We start from the raw sequence: 24,152 nt of genomic DNA on the forward strand, positions 1-24,152 counted from the left end.
CACACAGCGCCAATGCGTCAGCGTCGGGGGTTTCCAGCCAAAGGAGCACCCCTTCATGCCACAGGCACCCCTGCACCCCAAGCTCGAACGCGCGACGGATGATTTCATCAGCCAGATACTGCCTGATTGGTTGAGGCGGGCCAGCGCCTCACAAATCATGGCGCTGCGCGATGCCTATAGCGCCTACCTCACAAGCCAGGCTGAAATGTCGGCTGTACTCCGGCAGTTGCAGCCGATCGATGCGTTTGCCCGCCGCTTGCTGACGCAGGGCCTTCACCGGGAAGGCGGCGCGCTGCTGGATCTTGACCGCTTGGAATGGCGCGAGCAGCGGCGCAGGTTCAAGGTCGAGCCAGGAAAATTGCCCACGGATGAGTCCTACTTCGTGAGGGTGCCGGCGTTGCAGAGGTTGATGCAAAACTTTGCCAGCGGCGAATCCTTTTATCTGGAGACGGCACTGGTATACCCCGCAGACCCCGCTACCGACGTGCCGGAACGGGTGGCCCTCGATGATGCGGCACGGATTGTAGAGGCCTGCCGCAGTACCGATGTGGGCGCACGCTACCAGGAACACCTGGCCCGGTTGTTCACCCCTGCCTTTGAGCAAACACTGGCCACCAGCCTGCGCCGAACCCTGGCCTTGCAACTGGAGATAGCCGCCACCCGCGGGCTTCTGCCAGCAGAGGATGTACAGATAGTGCGCGATATAGTGGCAGGCCGCAGAACTGCCCTTTCAAACGGCCGCACCGTGCGCTGCGGCCCGTTGCAGGTGCTGGGTTGCACGGTGCACGGGGCACTGGTGGTTGAGGTTGCCAACGGCAACCAGCGGTATGCCGGCAGTGTGCAACTGGTGCTGTCGGACGATGCCCACGCTGCCTTCCGGCACTTGGTTTCCTGGCGTGTGGTGAACTTCGAGCTGGTCGAGATGTTCAAGGATCCCGCTCGGTATGCGGCGCTGGTGGAACGCATTGCATTACATGAGCGGGCAGGGTTCGTCGCCACCCTGGCCAAGCGGCTGGCCGATGATGAACCTGACCTGGAGCCGACCTTCGCCAACTTGCCGCAGGGGCGGTTTGAAGGCCTGGCGTTACAGCAGTTGCAACGGATTCGCGAGGATGCGCGGTTCCTGGCGGTGCCCACCGCTGATGCCGATTCCAGCCAGACGCTGGCACGTGAGCACGCGTTGGCGTCGGCAGGGCTGGCACTGCTCAACCTGGCGGGGTTGTTCGTGCCGACGGTTGGCGCATTGCTGCTTGCCGACATGGTCGTGCAGACCTTGTCGGAGGTTTACGAAGGGGCCAGGCACTGGAGCCTGGGCCATCAGCATGAGGCTATCGAGCATTTGCTGGGGGTGGCGGAGAACCTGGCGGTAACGGCCGCGGTTGCCGGCGGCGCCACGGTGGTGGCGCGTGGCTTCGTGCGCAGCACTTTTGTCGATGGCCTGGAGCCCGTCACCAACGATGCAGGGCAGCAACGGCTTTGGTCGAACGACCTGACGCGTTACCAGAGCGCGCGGCCGAGCGGAACGCTCCGCGAACTGGAAAATGGCCTGCTGAGCGATGGGGTTCGGCACTGGTGGTACCACGACGGTAGCTACTGGCGGGTACGGGCGCAGGGTGAGCATGGCCCTTGGCGCTTGCAGGACGTCACCGATGATACGGCCTTCGGCCCTGCCCTGGAGTGGAACGCTGAAGCCTCCTGGCAACTGGCCAGCGAACGGCCGCTGGAATGGCAAGGCGCCCAGAGGCTGTTGCAGCGCCTGTGGCCTGCATCATCATCATTGGGCTCGGCGCGGGTTGCGCAGGTGCTCAGGGTTGCCGACGTATCCGAGGAGCACTTGCGCGGTTTGCTGGTAGAGAAGCGACCGATGCCGGTCGCGTTACGTGACACGTTGGAGCGCTTTGCTGCAGGTGAAAGAATCGAGCGTTTCTTCGCCCAGGTGGGCAGTGCGGACGGTCAGCTGTGGCAATGGTGCCTGGACGCCCTCGGCCTGCAAGCCCTGCCGCGGGATGAGCAGGTGGTGCAGGTTACCCGGCATGCGGCCAGCCTGCGCCCACGGCTGCTGGACTACCTGGGCGGCCGCTATCTGGAGGCAGACGCCCAGGCCTGGCTCATACGCCGCGATTTTCCGGGCTTACCAGACGCCTACGTGTTGGAGGTTCTGCGGCATATCTCGACCGAGCAGCGGGTCATACTGCGCACCCAGGCGCGCCTGCCGTTGGCGGTGGCGCAGCAGGCCCGCGAGCTGTTGCAGGTGGCCAGGCTGACGCGCATGCGTGAAGGGCTGTTTCTGGCTGGCAGCCATCACCCCGGCCTGGACGAGTTGGTGTTCAGCCTGTTGCGCGAGCATGCCAAGTGGCCGGCAACAGCGCAGGTGGAGCTGCGTGAGGGGTCGCTTGCGGGGCGTCGGCTGGCGCAACTGCCTGGGCCGGAACAAACCGCCGCCAACGTGGTGATGGTCCGGCAGGAGGGCCACTACCGCCTGTATGACGTGGCCGGTACCGAGCTACAGGCCAGCGCGCAGCGGCCGCTTGAATTCTACGAAGCGCTGCTGGCCTGCCTGCCCACGGCAGACAGGCAACGCCTGGGTTGGCAGGGCGACCAGGCGTACAGTGCACTGCGCCTGGCCCTGCAACGCTGGCTACCGCAGGGGCGTGCTGCGCTGTTGAAATTACTGGGTGCCAGTGACGTTGGCGTGCCGCCAAACCCTGTTCGGCGCCTGCCCGATGGCCGGGTCGGCTACGTGCTCAGCGGCAGGGGCGCAGCGGGTACCTTCAGCCAGCGCGTGTTGCGTACCCGCATTCGAAGCCTCTATCCAGGTTTCAATGAAGAGGAAGTGGAGACCTTTCTGGAGCTGCTGCTGGAGCGGCCAGGTTCGGCGTTCTGCAATCTTTTGCTGCAGGAACAACAGTACCGCAGGTTCAGCGACGCGTTGACACGGTGGGTGGAGGGTACCCGCAACAGTGCCAGCCAGGCGGCGCGGCTGTCTGCTGCAGGCGAACTGCGACGCAGCTGGCGCCTGATCGGCGAGCGGATCGTCGACCAGCACGGCGAGTCTCAGGGCATGCGCCTGAGCCTGACGGGCGTACCCTTGCGCAGCCTGCCGGAGCTGCCCGTAGGCACCGATTTCAACCATCTTGCTGAACTGATACTCAGCGACCTGGCCGTGGAGCATGTGCCGGCCAGCTTCCTGCGCTGTTTCACCCAACTGCGCTGGTTGAACATGAGTGGCAATCGCCTGAGCGAGGTGCCTGCCGAGCTCAGGCACCTGTCGCACCTGACCAACCTCAGCCTGGCTGGCAACCAGATCCGCATGACGGCGGCGGGTGTTGCAACCCTCGGCAGCCTGACGCGCCTGCGTGTCCTCGATCTGAATCACAACCCCCTGGGCGCCATTGCGCTGCAGTTGGATACCTTGGGGCGCCTGCGCGAGCTGCACATGCGCGGCGCCAACTTGCAGACGGTACCTGCGCAGTTGCACCGCTGCCGGTTGCTGGAGCTCGCGGATTTGCGCGACAACCATATCGGTGCACTGCCAGAGCCGCTGCTGGAAGCGCCTGAGGCGTTGCGGCTGGCGGTGCAATTATCGGGTAACCCGCTGTCGAATGCCGTCAGGCAGCGCATGCTTGCCGCAGGTGCAGTGGAGGCTGCCGTTGACGAGCCTTTGCTGGCCATCGACACCGCACGCGAGCGTTGGCTGGCATTGGTCGCGGCGCCGCAGCGGGGCTTCAGTGAGGCCCGGTGGGATGGCGTTCAGCGTGAAGAAGGTAGCGATGCGTTCTTCCGGTTGCTGACGGAGCTGACCGACACGCGCGATTATCAGGTCATTCCCGATGACCTGGGGCGGCGTGTGTGGCGCATGCTGGAGGCGATGCAGAGCGACACGGTGTTGCGCGAAGAACTGTTCAACCTGGCTGCCGACCCGCGAACCTGTGCCGACAGCGTCGCGAGCTGTTTCAGTGCCTTGGAAGTGCGCTTGTATCTGCGCCAGTCATTGCAACAGGCTGAACCCGTGGCCGCACGGCTCACCCGTTTGCGTGTGGCGAGGCAGCTGTTTCGTCTGGAACAGGTGGAGCGCCTGGCCCGAGAGGATGTAAAGGCGCGCCTGGCGCAAGGGCAGCATGTCGATGAAGTCGAGGTCAGCCTGGCGTATCGCACCGGCCTGGCTGAAGAGCTGGACCTGCCAGGGCAGCCGAGAACGATGCAGTTCGAGACCATCGCCGCGGTCAGCCGGCAGCAACTGGCTGCAGCGGCTGCAACGGTGCGTGAAGCGGAGGCTACCGAGCAGTTGCCCCGCTTCATCGCGCAACGTGATTTCTGGCAGGAGTACCTGCGGCGCGAAGAACCAGCAGCGTTCAATGCCGTGGAAGCGCCTTTCTGGGGCCGCATGGAGGGGCTGAGCGCGGAGGCGGCCAATGAAGGCGCCTACCTGCGCGATTTCGACAGGCTGGCGCAAGAGCGCAAGGCGGCGATCGAAGCGTTGCTGTTGCGTTTGACCCGCGAGGCGATGGACCTGCCCATGGGGTCGGGCAGCAGGACTGAGCGCGCTTCGGGGTGACTGCCGGGCGTTGGCGGCAGGCGATCGTTTCCTGCTGCCATCGCCGCTGGCGAAGGCGGCACAGTCGGGGGTCATGATCCCCGTCAAGGAACACTGACATGCCCTCGCAACCTGTAAAACCCTGGCTCCAACACCCGGTAGAGCGCTTCATTGCCAACCGCTTGCCTGATTGGCTCAGCAAGGCCAGCCCTGTCGGCCTTGCTGCGCTGCAGTCTGCACTGGATGCGCACCTCGCCAGCCAGCGCACACTCAGCAGTGCTACCGAACACCTGCAGCCACTGATGGCGTTTGCCGAGGCGCGCCTGAACGGCGCCCTGGGCCTTGGTGTACCGCTCGATCGGCTGACCTGGCGTGAAGAGCGCCGGCGCCTGCGTGTGGACCTTGGCGGCATCCGCCAGTTCGAATCGTACTTCGTCAGGGTGCCTGCGCTGGAAAAGCTGTTACAGAACTTCAAGCCCAGGGAGTCGTTCTTCGAGCAGACCGCGCTGGTACGGCCGCCCATTGCGCCCGAGCGTGAAGAACAAGCCCTGCCTGCAACTATCGACGCGGTCGTGGCCGCCTGCCGGGAAGCCGATGTCGGCAAGGCCTACCAGGGGCATCTGGCAGCGATCATGAACGCGGCCTTCGAACGCGACCTGGCCTTGGACAAGCGCCTTGAACTGGCGCTGGCTACAGAAATTGCCACCCTCAAGGGGCAGCTCAAGATCAATGAAGTGCGCATGCTGCGCCAACTGGGTCGTGGCGAGACCCCGACGAACCCCGGCAGCCATTATGTTCGGGTGGGCGGGCTGCTGGTACTGGGTTGCCGGGTGGACGGCGCCTTGGTCATCGAATTGCTCGACTCGTGGTCGATTGCCGTCGGTGGGACAGGGAGGTTGCTGCTGCTCAAAGGGGTGCTGTTGTACCTGCCAGATGATCAGGCTCGGCCACTGCAGTACTACCCTGACTGGCCCACTGCCAACCGCGCATTGGTCGCGGCAATGGCTGCTCCCCATTACCGCAGCGCGTTTGCACGGCGGATTGCGCTCAGCGAGCGTGCCGGCTACCAGGCGTTGCTCGCCACACGCCTGCAAGACGACGAGCCTGATCTGCAACCGCGCAGGCTCTCGACGTCGACGCCCATCTTCGAGCAGATGGCCGCCTGGCACATTCAGCGCATCAAGGCCGATGCCCGATACCTGGCGGTGCCCACCGAACAGGCCGATAGCGATGCTGCGGCTGAGCGGTTGCGTGCCCTGGAGGGCGTCGGCGAGGTGTTGCTCAACCTGGCCGGGTTGTTCGTGCCGGTGGTTGGCACGCTGTTGATGGCCGACATGGCAAGGCAACTGCTGGGGCAGGTGTTCGAAGGTTTCAGTGACTGGAGCCAGGGCCATCAGCACGAGGCCTTGCAGCACATGATGCAGGTGGCCACCTCGCTGGCGGTCAACGGCGCTGTGCTTGGCGGGGCCTATGCCTTGCACAGCGCCTTTGTCGGGCAACTGCACCCGGTGACCAACGAGGCGGGCCAGGCACGCTTGTGGCACGATGACCTGGCCCCTTACCGGCAGGCGCTGCCAGCAGCGCCATTGACCACGCTGGAGAACGGTCTGTTGACCGATGGCAGCGGCCATTGGTGGCGTTGCGATGAGGCATTGTACAGCGTGCGCGAGGATCGCAACGGTACCTGGCGGTTGTTGCACCGGGAGGGTCCCGATGTTTACGGGCCAGCCTTGCAAACCAATGGCGAGCGCGCCTGGCGCCTGGTGACCGAACGGCCATTGGAGTGGCAGGGCACTGCACGTCTGCTGGCGCGATTGTGGCCGGCCGCACAGTCACTTGCCCCAGAGCGATTGACGCAGATACTGAAAGTGGCCGATGTCGACGAGGCTTTTCTGCGCGGTTTGCTGGTTGAGGAGCGGCCACTGCCGGTTCAGTTGCGCGACACCCTCGAGCGGTTTGCGGTGGATGCCAGGATCGCGACGTTTTTCCAGCAGCTCGATACCACCGTGAACGATACCGAGCTGTTGCAGTGGTGCGTGCATGAGCTGGATATCGACGCGAATACGCTGCCAGCCCAGCTCGCGCAGATCGCGTTGCATGCGCAGAGCCTGCGCGAAGGGATGTTCGAGTACTTCTCGTGTTGCCACCTCGGTGCAGACACTTTGCAAAGCCTGCTGACGCGCGACTATCCCGGCTTGCCGCACGCCTACACGCTCGACGTGCTGAGCCACGCCAGCGATGCCATGCGGGCGCAGATGGAAAGCACCGGCCGGCTCCCCCTGGGCTTGGCGCAACAGGCCCGTGCCTCGTTGCAACTGGCCCGCCTGACAAGGGCGCGCGAGGCGTTCTACCTGCGCTGCAGCTATCACCCCGATGCGGTCGCGCTGGCGTTTGCCCTGCTGCGTCGGCAGGGGTTCGCGCAAAGCATGCTCAACCTGGAGTTGCGGGACCGCTCAGTGTTCGGCCCTTTGCAGGAACGGTTGCTGCCCCAGGCGGGCAGCCAGCAGACGCTGGTCATGGTCTGGCGCGACGGGGCCTTTACCCTGTATGACGAACAGGGCCTGCCTGCCGAACGGGAGGTGGCAGAACCCGCTGGGCTGTTCGAGGTCCTGGCGGCGTGCCTGCCGAGCGCGTCTCGCCAGCACCTGGGTACCACGGGTGGGTCTGCTGCCGACAGCTTGCGCCTGGCCCTGCAAGGCGCGATACCCGAGCGTTCCTCGGACCTGCTGAAGCTGCTTGGGTGGCGTGAAGCGCGGGCGCTGGGCGCCTCGATGCGACGCTTGCCTGACGGGCGCCTGGGTTACCTGCTCGGCGGCGGCGCCAGCAGGCTACCTTCCGCATCGTCGATCGAGCAGATGTTGCGCAACCGCCTGCGTGGGCTTTACCCGTCGTTCAGTGATGACGATGTCGAGCGTTACCTGGGGATCATGGCAGAGATCGACGGCTCGCCCTTCGACAGCCTGTTGCTGCAGGAACAGGAGTTCCGGCGCCTGAACGAAGAGCTGCAGCGCTGGGTGTTCCGCGTCATGGGCCCGGCCCGGCATGCGCGCCGGCGGTTGGCCTCTGCATTGCTCCGCGCCTGGCGGCTGGAAGGTGAGCGGGTGTTCGATGCGCAAAACAACCCGGTCGGCCTGCGGCTGCACGTGGCTGACATGGCGGTAGGGGAGTTGCCGACGTTGCCGCAGGGCAGCAGCTTCGGCCATGTGGCGGAACTGACACTGGCAGGTTTGCACGTTCCTGCGCTGCCCCCTGGTTTCCTGGGCTGCTTCCGGCACCTGCGCACGCTCGACCTGAGCGACAATGCCCTGCGTGAGCTACCCGAGGGCCTTGAAGAGATGCCCGAGCTGAACCAGCTGATACTGCGCAACAACCGCATCCGCCCCAGCGCGGGGCAAGTGGCTGCGTTGTTGCGCTGCGTCAATTTGCGCCGGCTGGACCTGAACGACAACCCGCTGGGCGCTCTACAGTTGGATGTATCGGGGCTGCACCGGCTGCAGCGGCTGCGCTTGCGGCGTACCGGGCTGACCAGCATGCCTTCAGGCCTGCAATGGTGCGCGCGCCTGGAGTATGCCGATCTGCGCGACAACCAGATTGCCGAGCTGCCCCAGGCATTGCTCGACGCCCCGGCCGCGGTGAGGCAAGTCGTGGACGTGGAAGGCAACGCGCTGCCCACTGCGTTGCGCGAGCAACTCTATGCACCTGAAATCGTGCCCGTCCCGCTCATGCTTGGCGAAGGTGCACAAGAGCAGGCCATGCACGCATGGCTGGGCACGCGCGCAGAGGCTGACCAGGCCCTAGGCCGCGAGCTGTGGCAGGCCTTGCGCAGTGAACCTGGCAGTGATGCATTCTTCGAACTGCTGGTGGGGATGACCCAGAGTGCCGAGTTCCGCCTTGCGCCTGAACAACTGGGCGCCAGGGTGTGGCCCCTGGTCGAGGCGCTGTCGGTGGACCGCGACCTGCGCGAAGCCTTGTTCGCGCTGGCCGACGAATCACGTGCGTGCGCCGACAATCTCGCCAATTGCTTCAGCAACCTGGAGGTCCGGTACCAGGTACTGCACGCCACCCAGGGCGGTGAGCCTGTGGCTACCCGTGATGCGCGGCTGGTGCTGGCACGGCGCCTGTACCGCCTTGACACCGTACTGGCAGTGGCCAGGGCGGACATCAACAGCCGCTACGCGGATGGCCGTTGGCAGCGCGGCGATCATGCCGAAGAGGAAGTCTAGGTCAGCCTGGCCTACCGCACAGGGCTGGCTGAACGCTTGAACCTGATCGGCCAGCCACGGTACATGCTGTTCGGTGCGTTGGCCGTGGTCTCTGAAGCCGACCTGGAGCGTGCCTGCAATGCAGTGCTGGCAGGGGAGGCGAGTGAAGACATCACGCGCTACATCAGCCAGCGGGACTTCTGGATTGAGGTGTTGCGCGCCGAACACCCACAGGACTTCGCCCTGATCCAGCAGCAATTCGAGCAGGCCATGGAGGCGCTGGAAGAGCGTATGCAGCAGTTGGGCAGTGGTGCCTACGACGCCCAGGCCCGAACACTGATGCGCGACCGCCAGGAGGCGCTGGAAGCCTTGGCCCTGCGCTTGACCCGGGAACGCCTGAACAGAGCTTGACCCGCCGCAGGGTAGCGCGCGAGCGCATTGCACGGCCTGCGCACGGCCAAACCGGTCACCCAGATTGACAGCTTTGGCCATTGCCGCGGGTGACGCGCGGCGCGAACATCGTCGGACCGATGGTTAACTCCAAAAACAACAAACCAGGAGTCCGACGATGCGTGATTACGCCGAGGCTGTCCGCCTGTTCGAGCTTGGCAACACCGTAGCTGGGGCACTGCACGGCAACCTCGAAACCCTTAACGCCTGTGTCGAGTGCTGTGACCGCCACCTAGGCCATGGCAAGGTGGCACTGCTGCATGTCGATCGCGATGGCCACACTGCCCGCTACAGCTTCGAGCAATTGCACATGCTGGCCGCCCGGTTCGCCAATGTGCTCAAGGCGCAAGGCGTGCAGGCGGGCGACAGGGTGGCGGGGCTGTTGCCACGCACCCCCGAGTTGCTGGTCAGCATCCTGGCCACCTGGCGCATCGGGGCGGTGTACCAGCCCTTGTTCACCGCCTTCGGGCCCAAGGCCATCGAGCACCGTCTTGAACAGTCCCGCGCCCGTGTCGTTGTCACAGACAGCGTCAACCGGGGCAAGCTGGACGATGTACACGCCTGCCCGACGGTCATCACGGTGAACGCCCGCAGTGGCGAACTGGATTTCCAGCAGTGCCTGGCCGGCGCCGCGCCTGAATGCGAGCCCGTGATGCGCTCGGGCGACGACCCGTTCCTGCTGATGTTCACGTCCGGTACCACCGGCCCGGCCAAGCCGCTGGAAGTACCGTTGCGTGCCATCGTCGCCTTCCAGGGCTACATGCGCGATGCCATCGACCTGCGCCGCGAAGACAACTTCTGGAACCTGGCCGACCCCGGCTGGGCCTATGGCTTGTACTACGCCGTCACCGGGCCGCTGTCCCTGGGGCATGCCACCACCTTCTACGATGGCCCGTTCAGTGTCGAAAGCTGTGTGCGGGTGATCGAATCGCTGGGCATCACCAACCTGGCCGGGTCGCCCACCGCTTACCGTTTGCTGATCGCGGCCGGCGATACCTTCGCGGCACCGGTCAAAGGCCGCCTGCGCGTTGTCAGCAGTGCCGGTGAGCCGCTGAACCCGGAAGTGATTCGCTGGTTTGCCGACGAATTGGGGGTGACCATCCACGACCACTACGGGCAGACCGAACTGGGCATGGTGCTGTGCAACCATCATGGCCTGCAGCACCCGGTGCACCCGGGATCGGCCGGCTTCGCCATCCCGGGCCATCGGATCGTGGTGCTGGACGAGCAGGGGCGCGAGCTGCCGGCCGGCGAGCCAGGCATTCTCGCGGTCGACCGCGAGCGGTCGCCGCTATGCTGGTTCGCTGGCTACCAGGGTTTGCCGACCAAGGCCTTCGTCGGCAAGTACTACCTGAGCGGCGATACCGTCGAGTTGAACCGCAACGGCAGCATCAGCTTCGTCGGGCGTAGTGACGATGTGATCACCACCTCTGGTTACCGTGTTGGCCCTTTCGACGTGGAAAGCGCGTTGATCGAACACCCGGCAGTGATCGAGGCTGCGGTGATCGGCAAGCCGGATCCGGAGCGCACCGAGTTGATCAAGGCGTTCGTGGTGTTGGCCAGCGGCTATCACGGCACCCCCGAACTTGAAGAGGCATTGCGTCAGCATGTGCGTCAGCGCCTGTACGCGCACGCCTACCCCCGCGAAATCGAATTCGTCAGCGACCTGCCCAAGACCCCGAGCGGCAAGCTGCAACGCTTCATCCTGCGTAACCAGGAAGTCGCCAAACAACAAGCGCCGCAGGCCACCCCTGCCAGCGCCTGAAAGGAAAACCGACCATGCAAATAGCGAACAAACACTTCATCGTCAGCGGCGCGGCATCCGGGCTGGGCGCTGCCACTGCGCAGATGCTGGTGGAGGCGGGTGCGAAGGTCATGCTGGTTGACCTCAATGCCCAGGCCGTTGAGGCCAAGGCGCGTGAACTGGGCGAGCATGCCCGTTTCGCGGTGGCTGACATCAGCGACGAGCAGGCTGCCCAGGCAGCAGTCGATGCAACCGTCAGTGCGTTCGGTAGCCTCCACGGGCTGATCAACTGCGCCGGTATCGTAGGCGCCGAGAAAGTGCTGGGCAAACAGGGGCCGCATGGCCTGGCCAGCTTCGCCAAGGTGATCAACGTCAACCTGGTCGGCAGCTTCAACCTGCTGCGCCTGGCTGCCGCCGCCATGGCTGAAGGCGTTGCCGGCGAGGATGGCGAGCGTGGCGTGATCATCAACACCGCCTCCATCGCGGCGTATGATGGCCAGATCGGCCAGGCGGCCTATGCCGCGTCCAAGGGCGCCATAGCCAGCCTGACCTTGCCGGTAGCCCGCGAACTGGCCCGCTTCGGTATCCGTGTGATGACGATCGCCCCGGGCATCTTCGAAACACCGATGATGGCCGGCATGAGCGAAGAAGTACGCGCTTCCCTCGCCGCTGGGGTGCCGTTCCCGCCACGCCTGGGTCGCCCGCAGGAATATGCCGCGCTGGCGCGGCACATCATCGAGAACAGCATGCTCAACGGTGAGGTGATCCGCCTCGACGGTGCGTTGCGCATGGCTGCCAAATAAGGAGGATGACCATGACCCTCAGCAATGACCCGATTGTGATCGTCAGCGCCGTGCGCACGCCCATGGGCGGCCTGCAAGGCGACCTCAAGAGCCTGACCGCGCCGCAACTGGGCAGTGCCGCCATCCGTGGCGCAGTCGAGCGCGCCGGCATCGATGCCGCCAGTGTCGAGCAGGTGCTGTTCGGCTGCGTCCTGCCGGCCGGCCAGGGCCAGGCCCCAGCGCGTCAGGCGGCGCTGGGTGCCGGGTTGGACAAGCACACCACCTGCACCACCCTGAACAAGATGTGCGGTTCGGGCATGCAGGCCGCGATCATGGCCCATGACCTGCTGCTGGCCGGCACCGCCGAGGTGGTGGTGGCCGGTGGCATGGAAAGCATGACCAACGCCCCCTACCTGCTGGACAAGGCCCGCGGTGGTTACCGCATGGGCCATGGCAAGATCATCGACCACATGTTCATGGATGGCCTGGAAGATGCCTACGACAAGGGCCGCCTGATGGGCACCTTTGCTGAAGACTGTGCCCAGGCCAACGGCTTCAGCCGCGAGGCCCAGGACCAGTTTGCCATCGCCTCCCTGACCCGCGCCCAGGACGCGATCAAGCGTGGCCGTTTTGCCGCCGAGATCATTCCGGTGGAGGTCACCGAGGGTAAGCAAACGCGCGTCATCAAGGACGACGAACAGCCGCCGAAGGCGCGGCTGGACAAGATTGCGCAGCTCAAGCCGGCCTTCCGTGAAGGCGGTACGGTGACCGCGGCCAACGCCAGTTCGATCTCCGATGGGGCTGCGGCGCTGGTGCTGATGCGCCGCTCCCAAGCCGACAAGCGGGGGCTCAAGCCTTTGGCGGTGATTCACGGGCATTCGGCCTTCGCCGATACCCCGGCCTTGTTCCCCACTGCGCCCATCGGTGCTATCGACAAGCTGCTTGTGCGCACGGGCTGGAAACTGGCCGAGGTCGACCTGTTCGAGGTCAACGAAGCCTTCGCCGTAGTCACCCTGGCGGCCATGAAACACCTCGACCTGCCCCATGACAAGGTCAACATCCACGGTGGCGCCTGTGCCCTCGGCCACCCGATCGGGGCATCCGGGGCACGCATCCTGGTGACCTTGCTGTCGGCCCTGCGCCAGAACAACCTGCGCCGGGGTATAGCGGCCATCTGCATCGGTGGTGGCGAAGCCACGGCCATGGCGGTCGAATGCCTGTACTGAGGTGAACCATGCTGGTAACTGACGAGCAACAACAGATTTGCGACGCGGTCCGTGCTTTCGCCCAGGAGCGCCTCAAGCCGTTTGCAGAACAGTGGGACAAGGCGCACCGCTTCCCCAGGGAGGCGATCGACGAAATGGCCGAGCTGGGCCTGTTCGGCATGCTGGTGCCGGAAGCCTGGGGTGGCAGCGACACCGGCTACGTGGCCTATGCCATGGCCCTGGAGGAGATTGCTGCAGGTGATGGCGCATGCTCGACCATCATGAGCGTACACAACTCAGTGGGCTGCGTGCCGATCCTGCACTTTGGCAGCGAGCAGCAGAAAGCGCAGTTCCTGGCGCCGCTGGCCAGCGGCGCGATGCTCGGTGCTTTCGCCCTGACCGAACCCCAGGCGGGTTCTGACGCCAGCAGCCTGAAGACCCGCGCCCGTCTGGATGGCGACCATTACGTGCTCAATGGCAGTAAGCAATTCATCACTTCCGGCCAGAACGCCGGGGTAGTGATCGTGTTTGCCGTAACCGACCCGGATGCCGGCAAGCGCGGCATCAGCGCCTTCATCGTGCCCACCGATTCACCCGGCTACCAGGTGGCACGGGTAGAGGACAAACTCGGCCAGCATGCTTCCGACACCTGCCAGATCGTCTTCGACAATGTGCGGGTGCCTGTGGCCAACCGGCTGGGTGCCGAGGGTGAGGGCTACAAGATCGCCCTGGCCAACCTTGAAGGTGGCCGTATCGGTATTGCTTCCCAGGCGGTGGGCATGGCCCGGGCCGCGTTTGAAGTGGCGCGTGACTACGCCAACGAGCGGCAAAGCTTCGGCAAGGCGTTGGTCGAGCACCAGGCGGTGGCGTTCCGCCTGGCTGATATGGCGACCCAGATCGCGGTGGCCCGGCAGATGGTGTTGCACGCCGCTGCGCTACGCGATGCCGGGCGCCCAGCCCTGGTGGAAGCATCAATGGCCAAGCTGTTTGCCTCGGAAATGGCCGAAAAGGTCTGTTCGCACGCCTTGCAGACCCTGGGCGGTTATGGCTATCTGAGCGACTTCCCCCTGGAGCGGATTTACCGCGACGTTCGGGTTTGCCAGATTTACGAAGGCACCAGCGACATTCAGCGCATGGTCATTGCGCGCAACCTATGAAGGAGCAGATTGCATGGCATTCGAAACCATCCTGTTGGATATCCACGGCAAGGTCGGCCTGATCACCCTCAACCGGCCGCAGGCGCTGAACGCGCTGAACGCGCAGATCGTCGGCGAAATCAACCAGGCCCTCGATCAGCTGGAGCGCGATGCCAATATCGGCTGTGTGGTGCTGACCGGCTCGGCGAAGGCGTTTGCCGCGGGTGCCGACATCAAGGAAATGGCCGAGCTGCAATACCCGCAGATCTACGTCGATGACCTGTTCAGCGATGCCGACCGCATCGCCAACCGCCGCAAACCGATCATTGCTGCGGTGTCCGGCTTTGCCCTGGGCGGCGGCTGTGAGCTGGCGATGATGTGCGATTTCATCCTCGCCGCCGACAATGCCAAATTCGGCCAACCGGAAATCAACCTTGGCGTACTGCCGGGCATGGGCGGCACGCAGCGCCTGACACGGGCGGTGGGCAAGGCCAAGGCGATGGAGCTGTGCCTGACCGGTCGCCTGATGGGCGCTGAAGAGGCGGAGCGGGCCGGGCTGGTGGCGCGGATCGTGCCGCAGGCCGAGCTGGTGGAGGAGGCACTGAAAATTGCGGCGACCATCGCCAGCAAGTCGATTCCGGTGAGCATGATGGTGAAGGAAAGCGTCAACCGGGCGTTTGAAGTTACCCTCAGCGAGGGTGTGCGGTTTGAACGCCGTGTATTCCACGCGGCTTTCGCCACCGAGGACCAGAAAGAAGGCATGGCCGCTTTCATTGCCAAGCGTGAGGCACAGTTCAACGACCGTTGATTGAAGTGTGTGACCAACTGTTCGCGCCTGGGCGGCTCCGACCCGCTCGGCGCGCAACCCATCTGGGCGCTGGCCCCAGCTGCCAGCTCGACACCGACCAGCGGATTCTGGTGCCGGAAAGCAAATTCGCAGCCTTTTGCAGTTGCTCCACGCGACGTGGCGCCTTAGACTGCCGCCCCCTGTAAAAGAGTGCCGATTGGCGCTTGAAGAATTCCGTTGCCGATGCCGAGGCGTCGGCGGCACCTGAATCGCCCAAATGCACATTTTTTCATAGAGAAATCGATGACCAAGGAACAGTTGCTGGCCATGTCGGCCGATGACTACATGAACGCCGACCAGCTCGCCTTCTTCACTGAGCTGCTGCAGGCGATGAAAGTCGAAACCCATGAACGCATCGAGCTCAGCCGCACCACCATCGAAGGCCTGGACACGCCGTCGGACCCAGCCGACGTGGCTTCGGTCGAAGAAGAGCGCAGCTGGCTGGTGAATGCCATCGACCGCGACCAGCGCCTGCTGCCTCAGCTGGAAATGGCCCTGGACCGTATTGCCGACGAAAGCTTCGGCTGGTGCGACGACAGTGGTGAGCCCATCGGCCTGAAGCGTCTGCTGATCAGCCCGACCACCAAATACTGCATCGAAGCCCAAGAGCGCCACGAGCAGCTCGACCGCCACCAGCGCCAGGTGTAACCCCTCGCGCAGTGCCGAGCCCCACGGAGCGATCCCTGGGGCTTTTTGCGTTTGTTGTCGCCCCGTTTTTGTTGCTGCAGGCGTAACACAGCTGTACCGGGCGGCGCTGTTTCCCCCTTGGGCGCAGGCGTATCATGGCTATATCGTTAGGGTGCTACTTAAATTCCGGAGGGAATGATGCATAGCCGAGTCGATGTGGCCGTGATGATCGGTTCAAGTGTGCCCGCCACAATGCAGGCACTGGGCAGGCGTGTCTGCTGGGTGGTGCTCGTCAACGGTGAGCGGCGCGGTACCGCTTTTGCCACGCGCGAGGAAGCGTTGGAATGCCAGGCTGCCTGGCAGCAACAACTGAAGAAAGGGCTCGCCGCCTGAAAATGTTGTTTGCCTCTCGACGGGTTTCAGTGTTTTCGGGCATATTTGTCCTACAGTAATGCGCACCAGGGTTTGCCTTCTTGCAGGCTCACGCCTTGGCCGTGTTTTCTGGCGAGTGATCTCAGGCATCACGTTTCCCGTGCCGGGAATGGGCCAAACGCCTTCGGTTGAAGGCGAATCTGGCAAACCAGAGTAAAGTTTCCTGCGCGCTGCATCGTCGGCGGGCACAGACATTTCGTATATCGCTTTATTACTCTTTTCGCCTATCGATAAGACAGGGCCGTGCCTCCCCGAGCTTGGGTGAGGGCGGGTTGTAACCGGTTGAGGATTACTTCATTGGCAGTCAGCACACTTGATACCCATGCGTTGTTCGCACTCGGCGACTTGCGCGGTAAATTGGCCCAACTGTTCCAGGGCCGCTTCATTTATGTAACCGAACAGAATCCCGAAGGCCTGTACATGGCCGAAATCGACACAGAAAGTGCGTTGGTGGTAGACGATAAACAGCGCCTGGAACTGAAAGTTGGCGATCATTTCCGCGCTGCCGTATTGCCCAGCCGCGAAGGCGGCAAGTTGGAAATGCGCTTCCGGGAAATCAAGTTGAATGTCTATGGCGTGGGTGATTACGCTTTCGTTTCCGTGCCGGAAGGCGAGGGCATCGTGTTTCGCGAAGGCCAAGGGGTCATGTTGGTATTCGCCGCGCAGCAGCAGATACAGGAAGGCCTGGGCAAGTTGCTGAAAGCGGTAACCGGCAAAGTTGCCAAATGGCGCAAGGGCGAGCTGACCACCTTCAAGGCCAGTGAATGACTGCAACTGATGATGCGCCCGCCAGCCGGGCGGAGTTTCATCGGCAGCATCATGCGGCTGCCGTAGCCGAGGCGCAGCGTATGCTGGCCCGGCGCGATGCATTGCAAGGTGCCTGGTTGAACTGGGTGGCGGCAGAGCTGTACAGGCTCGGCCCGCCACCTTACGCCGCCATGGTGCGCCGCGAGTTGCAGCGCCTGAGCCAGGTGTGAGGCGGCAGGCCTTCAGTTGCCACTGTCGCAGCCGCTGCTGACCTCTTCAGGCACTGGCTCTTTCGCCACCCGCTTGCGGAACAGCGCTGCCCGTGCGAGCAGCAACGTGGTCACCGGCACAGTGATCGACAGCAGAATGGGGATCAGCCAGGCGTGCAGCACCGCCGCGTCCTTCAACCACGAAAAATAGATGATCGAGGCCAGTGCCACGCACCAGGCGCCGATGGTCGAGGCCAGTGCCGGTGGGTGCATGCGCTGGAAGTAGTCTTTCAGGCGCACCAGGCCCACTGCACCTACCAGGGCGAACAGGCTGCCGGTGATCAGCAGCACCGCCGTGATCAGTTCGAGCCAGAATGGCAGTACCAAGGTTTCAGTCATTCGATCACCTCACCGCGCAGCAGGAACTTGGCCAGGGCAAACGAGCCGACGAAGCCGAACAGCGCAATCAACAGGGCACCTTCGAAGTAGGTGTCACTGGCATAACGGATACCCAGCACCAGCATGGTCAGCATGGCCAGGATATACAGGTAGTCCAGCGCCAGGACCCGGTCCTGGGCAGACGGGCCACGGAACAGCCTGAACAGCGCCAGGGCCATGGCCAGGGCGAAAATGAACAGGCTGGCGAGGACAGCGTTGGCGAGCAGGCCTGTCATTGGAAAATCTCCATCAGTGGGCGTTCATACGTGTCCTTGAAGTGCTGGACGAAGGCCGCTTCATCGTCCAGGTCGAACACATGCAGCAGCAATACGCTGCGGTCCAGAGCCAGTTCTGACCAGACTGTGCCAGGCACCACCGTGGTAATCATCGCCAGTGCCGCCAGGCCGTGCGGGTCGCGCAGGGCCAGCGGTATATGCACGAACGCCGAACGTGGCGGCTGCTTGCCGGCCCGCAGCACGCCGCGGGCAACCAGCAGGTTGGACATGATGACATCGACGCCGACCCGGCCGATAAGCCGGGCGACGACCAGCGGCCGCTTGACGTGTGCGTGTTGCGGCCGCAAGGGGGCCATCAGCAGTGGCGCCAGTACGCCAAGGGCGGCGCCCAGCAGCAGGTTACCGGGGCTGACCGAGAGGTTGAGCAGCAGCCACAGGCCGAACAGCGAGACCGAGAGGAGCGGGGCGGGGAACATGCGGCTCATGGCAGCACCTCGGCGCTGGGCGAAGTCGGGCCAGGGATCGGCCGGGCGGCCATTACGGCATCGATATAGGCATCTGGCGCCTGCAGGCTGGCGGCCGTGTCCTGGGTGTAGCGCAGCAACGGCTCGGCCTTGAGGCTGAGGAAGATGCACAGGCCGAGCAGAATGACGATCGGCAGGCATTCGAACCGGCGCAGTACGGGTGACGGGCGCTCTTCGGGCTTCCAGAAGCGTTGGATGCCAACCCGGCCGAAGGCGATCAGCGAGGCCATGCCCGAGAGTATCAGCAACGCTACCAGCCCCCAGCCGGGGGCACTCAGGGGCTGCTCGACGGGGCCGCCCAGGCCGTTTGGGTTGAACAAGGCGCTGATCAGGTTGAGCTTGCCGACGAAGCCCGAGAGGGGCGGCATGCCGATGATCAGCAAGGCGCAGGCGATGAAACTCAGGCCCAGGAAAGCCATGGTCCAAGGGATGATCTGGCCGATCACCGCCTTCTGCTCGTCATCGAGGTTGATACCTTTGGGGGGGGGCAGGGACTCCAGCGGGGGCGGCATCAGATCTTCTTCTTCGTCCAGCGGTGCCTCATTGGCCGAGCGCGAGCGTTCGACCAGCTCGGCGAGCAGGAACAGGGCGCACAGTGCCAGGGTCGAGTTGACCAGATAGAACAGTGCCGCACCGGTCAGCGCGGGCTGGGCAAAGCCGACCGCGCCGAGCAGGGTGCCGGCCGAAACCAGGATGCTCAGCGCTGCCATGCGTTCCAGGCGCTGTGCTGCGAGAATGCACACTGCGGCCACCGCCAGGGTCACCAGGCCACCGTACACCAGCCATTGGCCGCCGAAATGGGCCGAAGCGCCGGCCTGGCCGGAGAACAGCAGCGTCCACAGGCGCAACACGGCGTACAGGCCGACCTTGGTCATGATGGCGAACAGCGCAGCCACCGGCGCACTGGCCGATGCATAGGCCGGTACCAACCAGAAGTTGAGCGGCCAGATGCCGGCCTTGACCAGGAAGGCCATGGCCAGGATGGCTGCACCGGCGTGCAGCAGGCCACGGTCAGCTTCTGGCACCAGGGGAATCTTCAGGGCCAGGTCAGCCATGTTCAGGGTGCCGGTCACGCCGTACAGCATCGCCGCGCCAATCAGGAAGAGCGACGAGGCAAACAGGTTGATGGCGATGTAGTGCAGGCCGGCACGCACGCGCGCGCGCCCCGAACCATGCAGCAACAGGCCGTAGGAAGCGGCCAGCAGCACTTCGAAGAACACGAACAGGTTGAACAGATCGGCTGTGAGGAACGCGCCGTACAGGCCCATCAGCTGGATCTGGAACAGTGCGTGAAAGCTGGCCCCGGCACCGTCCCAGCGGGCGCGGGCAAACAACAGGGCACTGAAGCCGATGACCCCGGTCAGGGTCAGCAGCAGCGCAGACAAGTGGTCCAGCACCAGCACGATACCGAATGGCGCTGGCCAGTTACCCGGCAGGTACACGCCGATCGATTGTGCCTGACCCTGGGTGCGTACCCACAGCAGCAGGCTGACGGCTATGGCCAGGCCGGTGAGGGTCGACAGCAGGTTCAGACGGGCTTTGATGCGGCGGTGTTTTTCGCCCAGCAGCAGCATCATGGCCGCCGTGACCAGCGGTAGCAGGATGGGCGCGACGATCAGTTGACTCATGTCGCTCATTCGTCACGCTCCCGGCCATCGACGTGGTCGGTCCCGGTCAGGCCCCGCGAGGCCAGCAGCACCACCAGGAACAGCGCGGTCATGGCAAAGCTGATCACGATGGCGGTCAGCACCAGGGCTTGCGGCAGCGGGTCGGTGTAATGCAGCAAGTCTTGGGTCACGCCGTCCTTGATGATCGGCTCTTTGCCGATGAACAGGCTGCCCATGCTGAAGATGAACAGGTTGACGCCGTACGACAGCAGGCACAGGCCCATGATGACCTGGTAGGTACGCGGGCGCAGGATCAGCCATACGCCCGAGGCGGCCAGCACTCCGATGGCGACTGCAATGACTTCTTCCATCAGGCGGCTCCTGCTTGGTTGGTTTTTGCCGGGTTACCCGGGCGGTAGGCACGCACCGACTGGTGCGCCAGCGCAGTGAGGATCAACAGGGTCGAACCGACCACCACGGTGTACACGCCGACATCGAAGAACAGTGCACTGGCCACGTGCACGTCGCCCAGCAAGGGCAAGTGCAGGTGGGCGGTATGGGTGGTCAGGAACGGGTAGCCGAGCAGCATGGCGCCGCCCCCGGTGAGGGTTGCGCAAAGCAGGCCGGTGCCCATCCAGCGCAGCGGCCGCAGGCTCATCTGCGCCTCGACCCATTGGGTGCCCGCCACCATGTACTGCAGGATGAACGCCACCGACATTACCAAGCCAGCGACAAAACCGCCCCCTGGCTGGTTGTGCCCGCGCATGAACAGGTACATCGAGACCAGCAGGGCGATAGGTAGCAGCAGGCGCACCAGCACCGCTGGCACCATCATGAAGCCCAGTGCGGTATCGGTGGCATGCCGCGGGTTGATCAGGTCGGTGACCACGTCAGGCGCGAGCTGGCGCTGCTGGGCCGGCAACTGCATGCTCTCCTTGGGTGGGCGGAAGCGTCGCAGCAGGGCGAACACGGTCAGCGCCACGGCCACCAGCACGGTGATTTCACCGAGAGTGTCGAAACCGCGGAAGTCGACCAGCATGACGTTGACCACATTGGTGCCACCGCCCTGCGGCAGTGCGCGGCTGAGGTAGAACGAGGAAATGTCATTGGGTGTCGGCCGCGTCAGCATGGCATACGACAACAAGGCCATGCCGCCACCAACCAGTACCGCCAGCAGCAGGTCGCGCAAGCGGCGTATGCGCGCACGCTCCAGGCTGCCGGGCGATGGCGAGACGCCTTCGATACGCCGAGGCAACCAGCGCAAGCCGAGCAGGATAAGCACGGTGGTGACGACTTCCACCACCAGCTGGGTCAGGGCCAGGTCGGGTGCGGAGAACCAGACGAAGGTGATGCAGGTCATCAGGCCGCAGACGCTGACCATGGTCAGGGCTGCCAGGCGATGGTACTTGGCCTGGTAGGCAGCGCCGACGGCGCAGGCGATTGCGATCAGCCACAGCGCGACGAATACCCCGGACCCGGGAATTTTCGGCCGCTCGCCCCAGCTCAGGCCGCTGTAGAGCATGGGCGTGAGCCCGGCCAGGAATGCGGCGACCACCAGCATGAACAGCTGCGACTGCAAACGCCGGCTGGTGAGCAGGCGCTCGATGCGCCGGGCAAGCAACATCAACTGCACCTGGCCGTATTCGAACAGGCGCTTGCCGTTGAACCGCTCGATCACCGGCGGGGAAGGGAAGCGCCCCCGGCGCAGTTGCTTGCGCAACATGATGTACAAGACGATACCGCCGCTCATGGCGAGCAGGCTCATGATCAGCGGCGCATTCCAGCCATGCCAGATCGCCAGGCTGTATTCCGGCAGGGTGCCGCCGACCACCGGCAATGCCGCGGCAGCCAGCAGCGGCCCGACCGACTGTGCGGGGAAAATACCCACGACCAGGCAGGTGAGTACCAGCAACTCTACCGGTGCACGCATCCAGCGCGGCGGTTCATGCGGGGTGTGCGGCAGGTCCTGGGCCGTAGGGCCGAAGAACACATCGACGGTAAAGCGCAGCGCATACGCCACGCTGAACGTGCCGGCGAGGGTGGCGACTACCGGCAGGGCGGCTTCGACCCAGGCGGTGGAGCTGATGAACACTGTTTCAGCGAAGAACATTTCCTTCGACAGGAAGCCGTTCATCAAGGGCACGCCAGCCATCGAGGCACTGGCCACCATGGCCAGGGTGGCGGTGTACGGCACCAGGCGGATCAGGCCACTGAGGCGGCGGATGTCGCGGGTGCCGCTTTCGTGGTCGATGATGCCGGCGGCCATGAACAGCGAGGCTTTGAAGGTGGCATGGTTGAGGATGTGGAACACCGCGGCGACCGCGGCCAGGGGGCTGTTCAGGCCGAGCAGCAGGGTAATCAGGCCGAGATGGCTGATGGTCGAGTAGGCCAGAAGGCCCTTCAGGTCATTCTGGAACATGGCGGCGAAGGCGCCGAGCAACAGCGTGATGGCGCCGGCGCCGCCGACGATCCAGAACCACTCCTCGCTGCCGGAGAGCACTGGCCACAGGCGGGCCAGCAGGAATACCCCGGCCTTGACCATGGTTGCGGAGTGCAGGTAGGCCGATACCGGCGTTGGCGCAGCCATGGCGTGGGGCAGCCAGAACTGGAAGGGGAACTGTGCGCTCTTGCTCAGGGCGCCGATCAGGATGAGGGGCAGTAGCACTGGATACAGCGCGTGCTGGCGGATGGTGTCGCCGGCAGCCAGGACCTTGTCCAGGTCGTAGCTGCCGACCACATGGCCGAGCAGCAGCGCCCCCACCAGCAGGCACAGGCCGCCTGCGCCCGTTACCATCAGTGCCATGTAGGCGCCGCGGCGGGCGTCTGCCCGGTGGTGCCAGTAGCCGATAAGCAGGAAAGAGAACAGGCTGGTGAGCTCCCAGAAGAACACCAGCTGGATCAGGTTGCCGGAGATCACCAGGCCCAGCATGGCGCCCATGAACGCCAGGAAAAAGGCGAAGAAGCGCGGCACCGGGTCTTGGGGTGACATGTAGTAGCGCGCGTACAGCGACACCAGCGTGCCGATGCCCAGCACCAGCAGCGAGAACAGCCAGGCGAAGCCGTCCATGCGCAGCACCAGGTTCAGGCCCAGGCTGGGCAGCCACAGGAACTCTTCGCGAATCACGCCCCCGTGGGCGACCTGAGGGTAAAGCAGTGCTACCTGGACGGTACCGACCAGGGCTACGAGCCCGGCAAGGATGGACTCGGCGTTTCGTGCGTTGTGCGGCAGCACGGCTGCCAGGCAACTGCCCACGAACGGCAGAAGCAATAGCACTATCAAAGACATAGCGGCCTATTCTGGAGAAGTTTGCAAGGATCATACGTGCCGGGGGGGTGATCACCAACACGCAAGCTGTCGCAGAATCCTACAAATAGACTGTGACAAGTGATTTTTTTATAACAGTTTTTTACAAAGCATAGCTGCAGTTGGCTGCTTCACAGCCCTGCCTGCCGCTCACCCGGTACCCCTTGGCCGTCCACAGCGGCGCCTTCGCTGCGCCGCCGTACCTTGAGTTCGCTGACTACCACCGCGATCACGATCAGCAGGCCGCCCAGCAGCGCCACGCCGGGGAGCCGTTCGCCGGCGATACGCCCGACGATACCAGCCCACACCGGTTCACCAGCATAAATAAGCGTTGCCCGGGTGGGCGAGACCGACTTCTGCGCCCAGTTCATCGCCACCTGGATTACCGCACTCATCGCGCCCAGGCCGATAGCGCTGACCAGCAGCAGCCAGGAAAAGTCGGGGATGCGCTCCTGGGTCGGGACGATCATCAAAAACGCCAACACCGACGCGGTCGCCAACTGGACGACGGTGACCCGACGCACATCGACCTGGCCGGCGTAGCGGCTGATCAGGATGATCTCGCCAGCGATCGCCACAGCGCTGACCAGGGTCACCATTTCGCCTTCGCTGAAATGCAGGCTGCCGCCTTCCGGGCCGGCCAGCAGCATCAGGCCGGCGAACGCCAGGCAAATGCCGATGCTGGGCATCAGGCCTGGCCGGCGGCCAAGTACCAGCCACTGCAACAGGGGCACGAACGGCACATACAGCGCAGTGATGAACGCCGACTGGCTGCTACTGATGGTTTGCAGGCCCATGGTCTGCAAACCATAGCCGAGCATGATCGTGACACCGATCAGCATGCCGGCCTTGAGCTCGGTGAAGGTCAGCCCAGGCAGCGCCCGCGCTGAGACCACGCCCACGAACAACGCCGCTGCCGCAAAGCGCAGGCCGACGAAGAACATCGGGCCGCTGACACTCATCACGTTATGGACAAGCAGAAAGGTGCCGCCCCACAACATGGTAATGAACACCAGCACGACTTCGGCCTTGCTCAGGCGAAAGGTAACGGTGGGGGTCGGCTTGCTGCTGGGCTGGATCATGGTCTTGCACACTCGGCGTCAGGCGGCGCACAATCGCCGCAAAGTG

General features: G+C 64.2%; 17 protein-coding genes and 1 pseudogene. 11 read left to right on the forward strand and 7 right to left on the reverse strand.

Translation table 11 applies throughout. From position 1 onward, the window contains the following. Window positions 1-55: 55 nt before the first annotated feature. From L1P09_RS09360 to L1P09_RS09410, 11 genes and pseudogenes are all read left to right on the forward strand, one after another. On the forward strand, window positions 56-4,555 hold the full coding sequence (locus L1P09_RS09360) for an NEL-type E3 ubiquitin ligase domain-containing protein (RefSeq protein ID WP_181880571.1): 4,500 nt from the start codon (window positions 56-58) through the stop codon (window positions 4,553-4,555). 281 nt (window positions 4,556-4,836) lie between these two features. Beyond that, window positions 4,837-9,147, forward strand: a pseudogene (locus L1P09_RS26215) (NEL-type E3 ubiquitin ligase domain-containing protein). A gap of 157 nt (window positions 9,148-9,304) precedes the next feature. Beyond that, complete coding sequence (locus L1P09_RS09370; protein WP_054904900.1) at window positions 9,305-10,951, forward strand: AMP-binding protein; 1,647 nt, start codon at window positions 9,305-9,307, stop codon at window positions 10,949-10,951. 14 nt (window positions 10,952-10,965) lie between these two features. Beyond that, entirely contained in the window at window positions 10,966-11,733 is a 768-nt protein-coding gene (locus L1P09_RS09375) for an SDR family NAD(P)-dependent oxidoreductase (protein ID WP_054904899.1), read from the forward strand. Between the two features lie 11 nt (window positions 11,734-11,744). Then, a complete protein-coding gene (locus L1P09_RS09380; protein WP_009684177.1) occupies window positions 11,745-12,938 on the forward strand; it encodes an acetyl-CoA C-acyltransferase in 1,194 nt (397 codons plus the stop codon). Window positions 12,939-12,946: 8 nt separating this feature from the next. Continuing rightward, the gene (locus L1P09_RS09385) at window positions 12,947-14,074 is read left to right on the forward strand and encodes an acyl-CoA dehydrogenase (protein ID WP_054904898.1); all 1,128 of its coding nucleotides are present in this window, start codon (window positions 12,947-12,949) and stop codon (window positions 14,072-14,074) included. 13 nt (window positions 14,075-14,087) lie between these two features. Beyond that, a complete protein-coding gene (locus tag L1P09_RS09390) occupies window positions 14,088-14,861 on the forward strand; it encodes an enoyl-CoA hydratase (protein ID WP_054904897.1) in 774 nt (257 codons plus the stop codon). A gap of 282 nt (window positions 14,862-15,143) precedes the next feature. Continuing rightward, complete coding sequence (locus tag L1P09_RS09395) at window positions 15,144-15,548, forward strand: TraR/DksA family transcriptional regulator (RefSeq protein ID WP_003250099.1); 405 nt, start codon at window positions 15,144-15,146, stop codon at window positions 15,546-15,548. 177 nt (window positions 15,549-15,725) lie between these two features. Next, the gene (locus tag L1P09_RS09400) at window positions 15,726-15,920 is read left to right on the forward strand and encodes a hypothetical protein (RefSeq protein WP_054904896.1); all 195 of its coding nucleotides are present in this window, start codon (window positions 15,726-15,728) and stop codon (window positions 15,918-15,920) included. A gap of 336 nt (window positions 15,921-16,256) precedes the next feature. Further along, window positions 16,257-16,727 (forward strand): hypothetical protein, encoded by a 471-nt coding sequence (locus L1P09_RS09405; protein ID WP_033744322.1) that lies wholly within the window; start codon window positions 16,257-16,259, stop codon window positions 16,725-16,727. After that, window positions 16,724-16,936, forward strand: coding sequence for a hypothetical protein (locus L1P09_RS09410; RefSeq protein ID WP_029885263.1), 213 nt, complete (start codon window positions 16,724-16,726; stop codon window positions 16,934-16,936). Before L1P09_RS09405 ends, L1P09_RS09410 begins: the two co-directional genes overlap by 4 nt. A 12-nt stretch (window positions 16,937-16,948) precedes the next feature. Here L1P09_RS09410 and L1P09_RS09415 read toward each other — a convergent pair whose 3' ends face one another. From L1P09_RS09415 to L1P09_RS09445, 7 genes are all read right to left on the reverse strand, one after another. Further along, window positions 16,949-17,314 (reverse strand): Na+/H+ antiporter subunit G, encoded by a 366-nt coding sequence (locus tag L1P09_RS09415; protein WP_009684171.1) that lies wholly within the window; start codon window positions 17,312-17,314, stop codon window positions 16,949-16,951. Next, window positions 17,311-17,589 carry a K+/H+ antiporter subunit F gene (locus L1P09_RS09420; RefSeq protein ID WP_009684170.1) on the reverse strand — a complete coding sequence of 93 codons (279 nt, stop codon included), beginning with the start codon at window positions 17,587-17,589 and terminating at the stop codon, window positions 17,311-17,313. The genes L1P09_RS09415 and L1P09_RS09420 overlap by 4 nt, the downstream gene beginning before the upstream one ends. Then, window positions 17,586-18,074: a Na+/H+ antiporter subunit E gene (locus L1P09_RS09425; RefSeq protein WP_009684169.1), complete on the reverse strand. Its 489-nt coding sequence runs from the start codon at window positions 18,072-18,074 to the stop codon at window positions 17,586-17,588. Before L1P09_RS09425 ends, L1P09_RS09420 begins: the two co-directional genes overlap by 4 nt. Next, a complete protein-coding gene (locus tag L1P09_RS09430; protein WP_235768746.1) occupies window positions 18,071-19,750 on the reverse strand; it encodes a monovalent cation/H+ antiporter subunit D in 1,680 nt (559 codons plus the stop codon). The genes L1P09_RS09425 and L1P09_RS09430 overlap by 4 nt, the downstream gene beginning before the upstream one ends. Then, complete coding sequence (locus L1P09_RS09435; protein WP_003250128.1) at window positions 19,747-20,091, reverse strand: Na+/H+ antiporter subunit C; 345 nt, start codon at window positions 20,089-20,091, stop codon at window positions 19,747-19,749. The genes L1P09_RS09430 and L1P09_RS09435 overlap by 4 nt, the downstream gene beginning before the upstream one ends. Next, on the reverse strand, window positions 20,091-23,006 hold the full coding sequence (locus tag L1P09_RS09440) for a monovalent cation/H+ antiporter subunit A (protein ID WP_154211276.1): 2,916 nt from the start codon (window positions 23,004-23,006) through the stop codon (window positions 20,091-20,093). Before L1P09_RS09440 ends, L1P09_RS09435 begins: the two co-directional genes overlap by 1 nt. A gap of 149 nt (window positions 23,007-23,155) precedes the next feature. Beyond that, complete coding sequence (locus tag L1P09_RS09445; RefSeq protein ID WP_054906209.1) at window positions 23,156-24,106, reverse strand: DMT family transporter; 951 nt, start codon at window positions 24,104-24,106, stop codon at window positions 23,156-23,158. Window positions 24,107-24,152: the final 46 nt, after the last annotated feature.

The organism is Pseudomonas juntendi, from assembly GCF_021560075.1.
Taxonomy (GTDB): Bacteria; Pseudomonadota; Gammaproteobacteria; order Pseudomonadales; family Pseudomonadaceae; genus Aquipseudomonas; species Aquipseudomonas juntendi.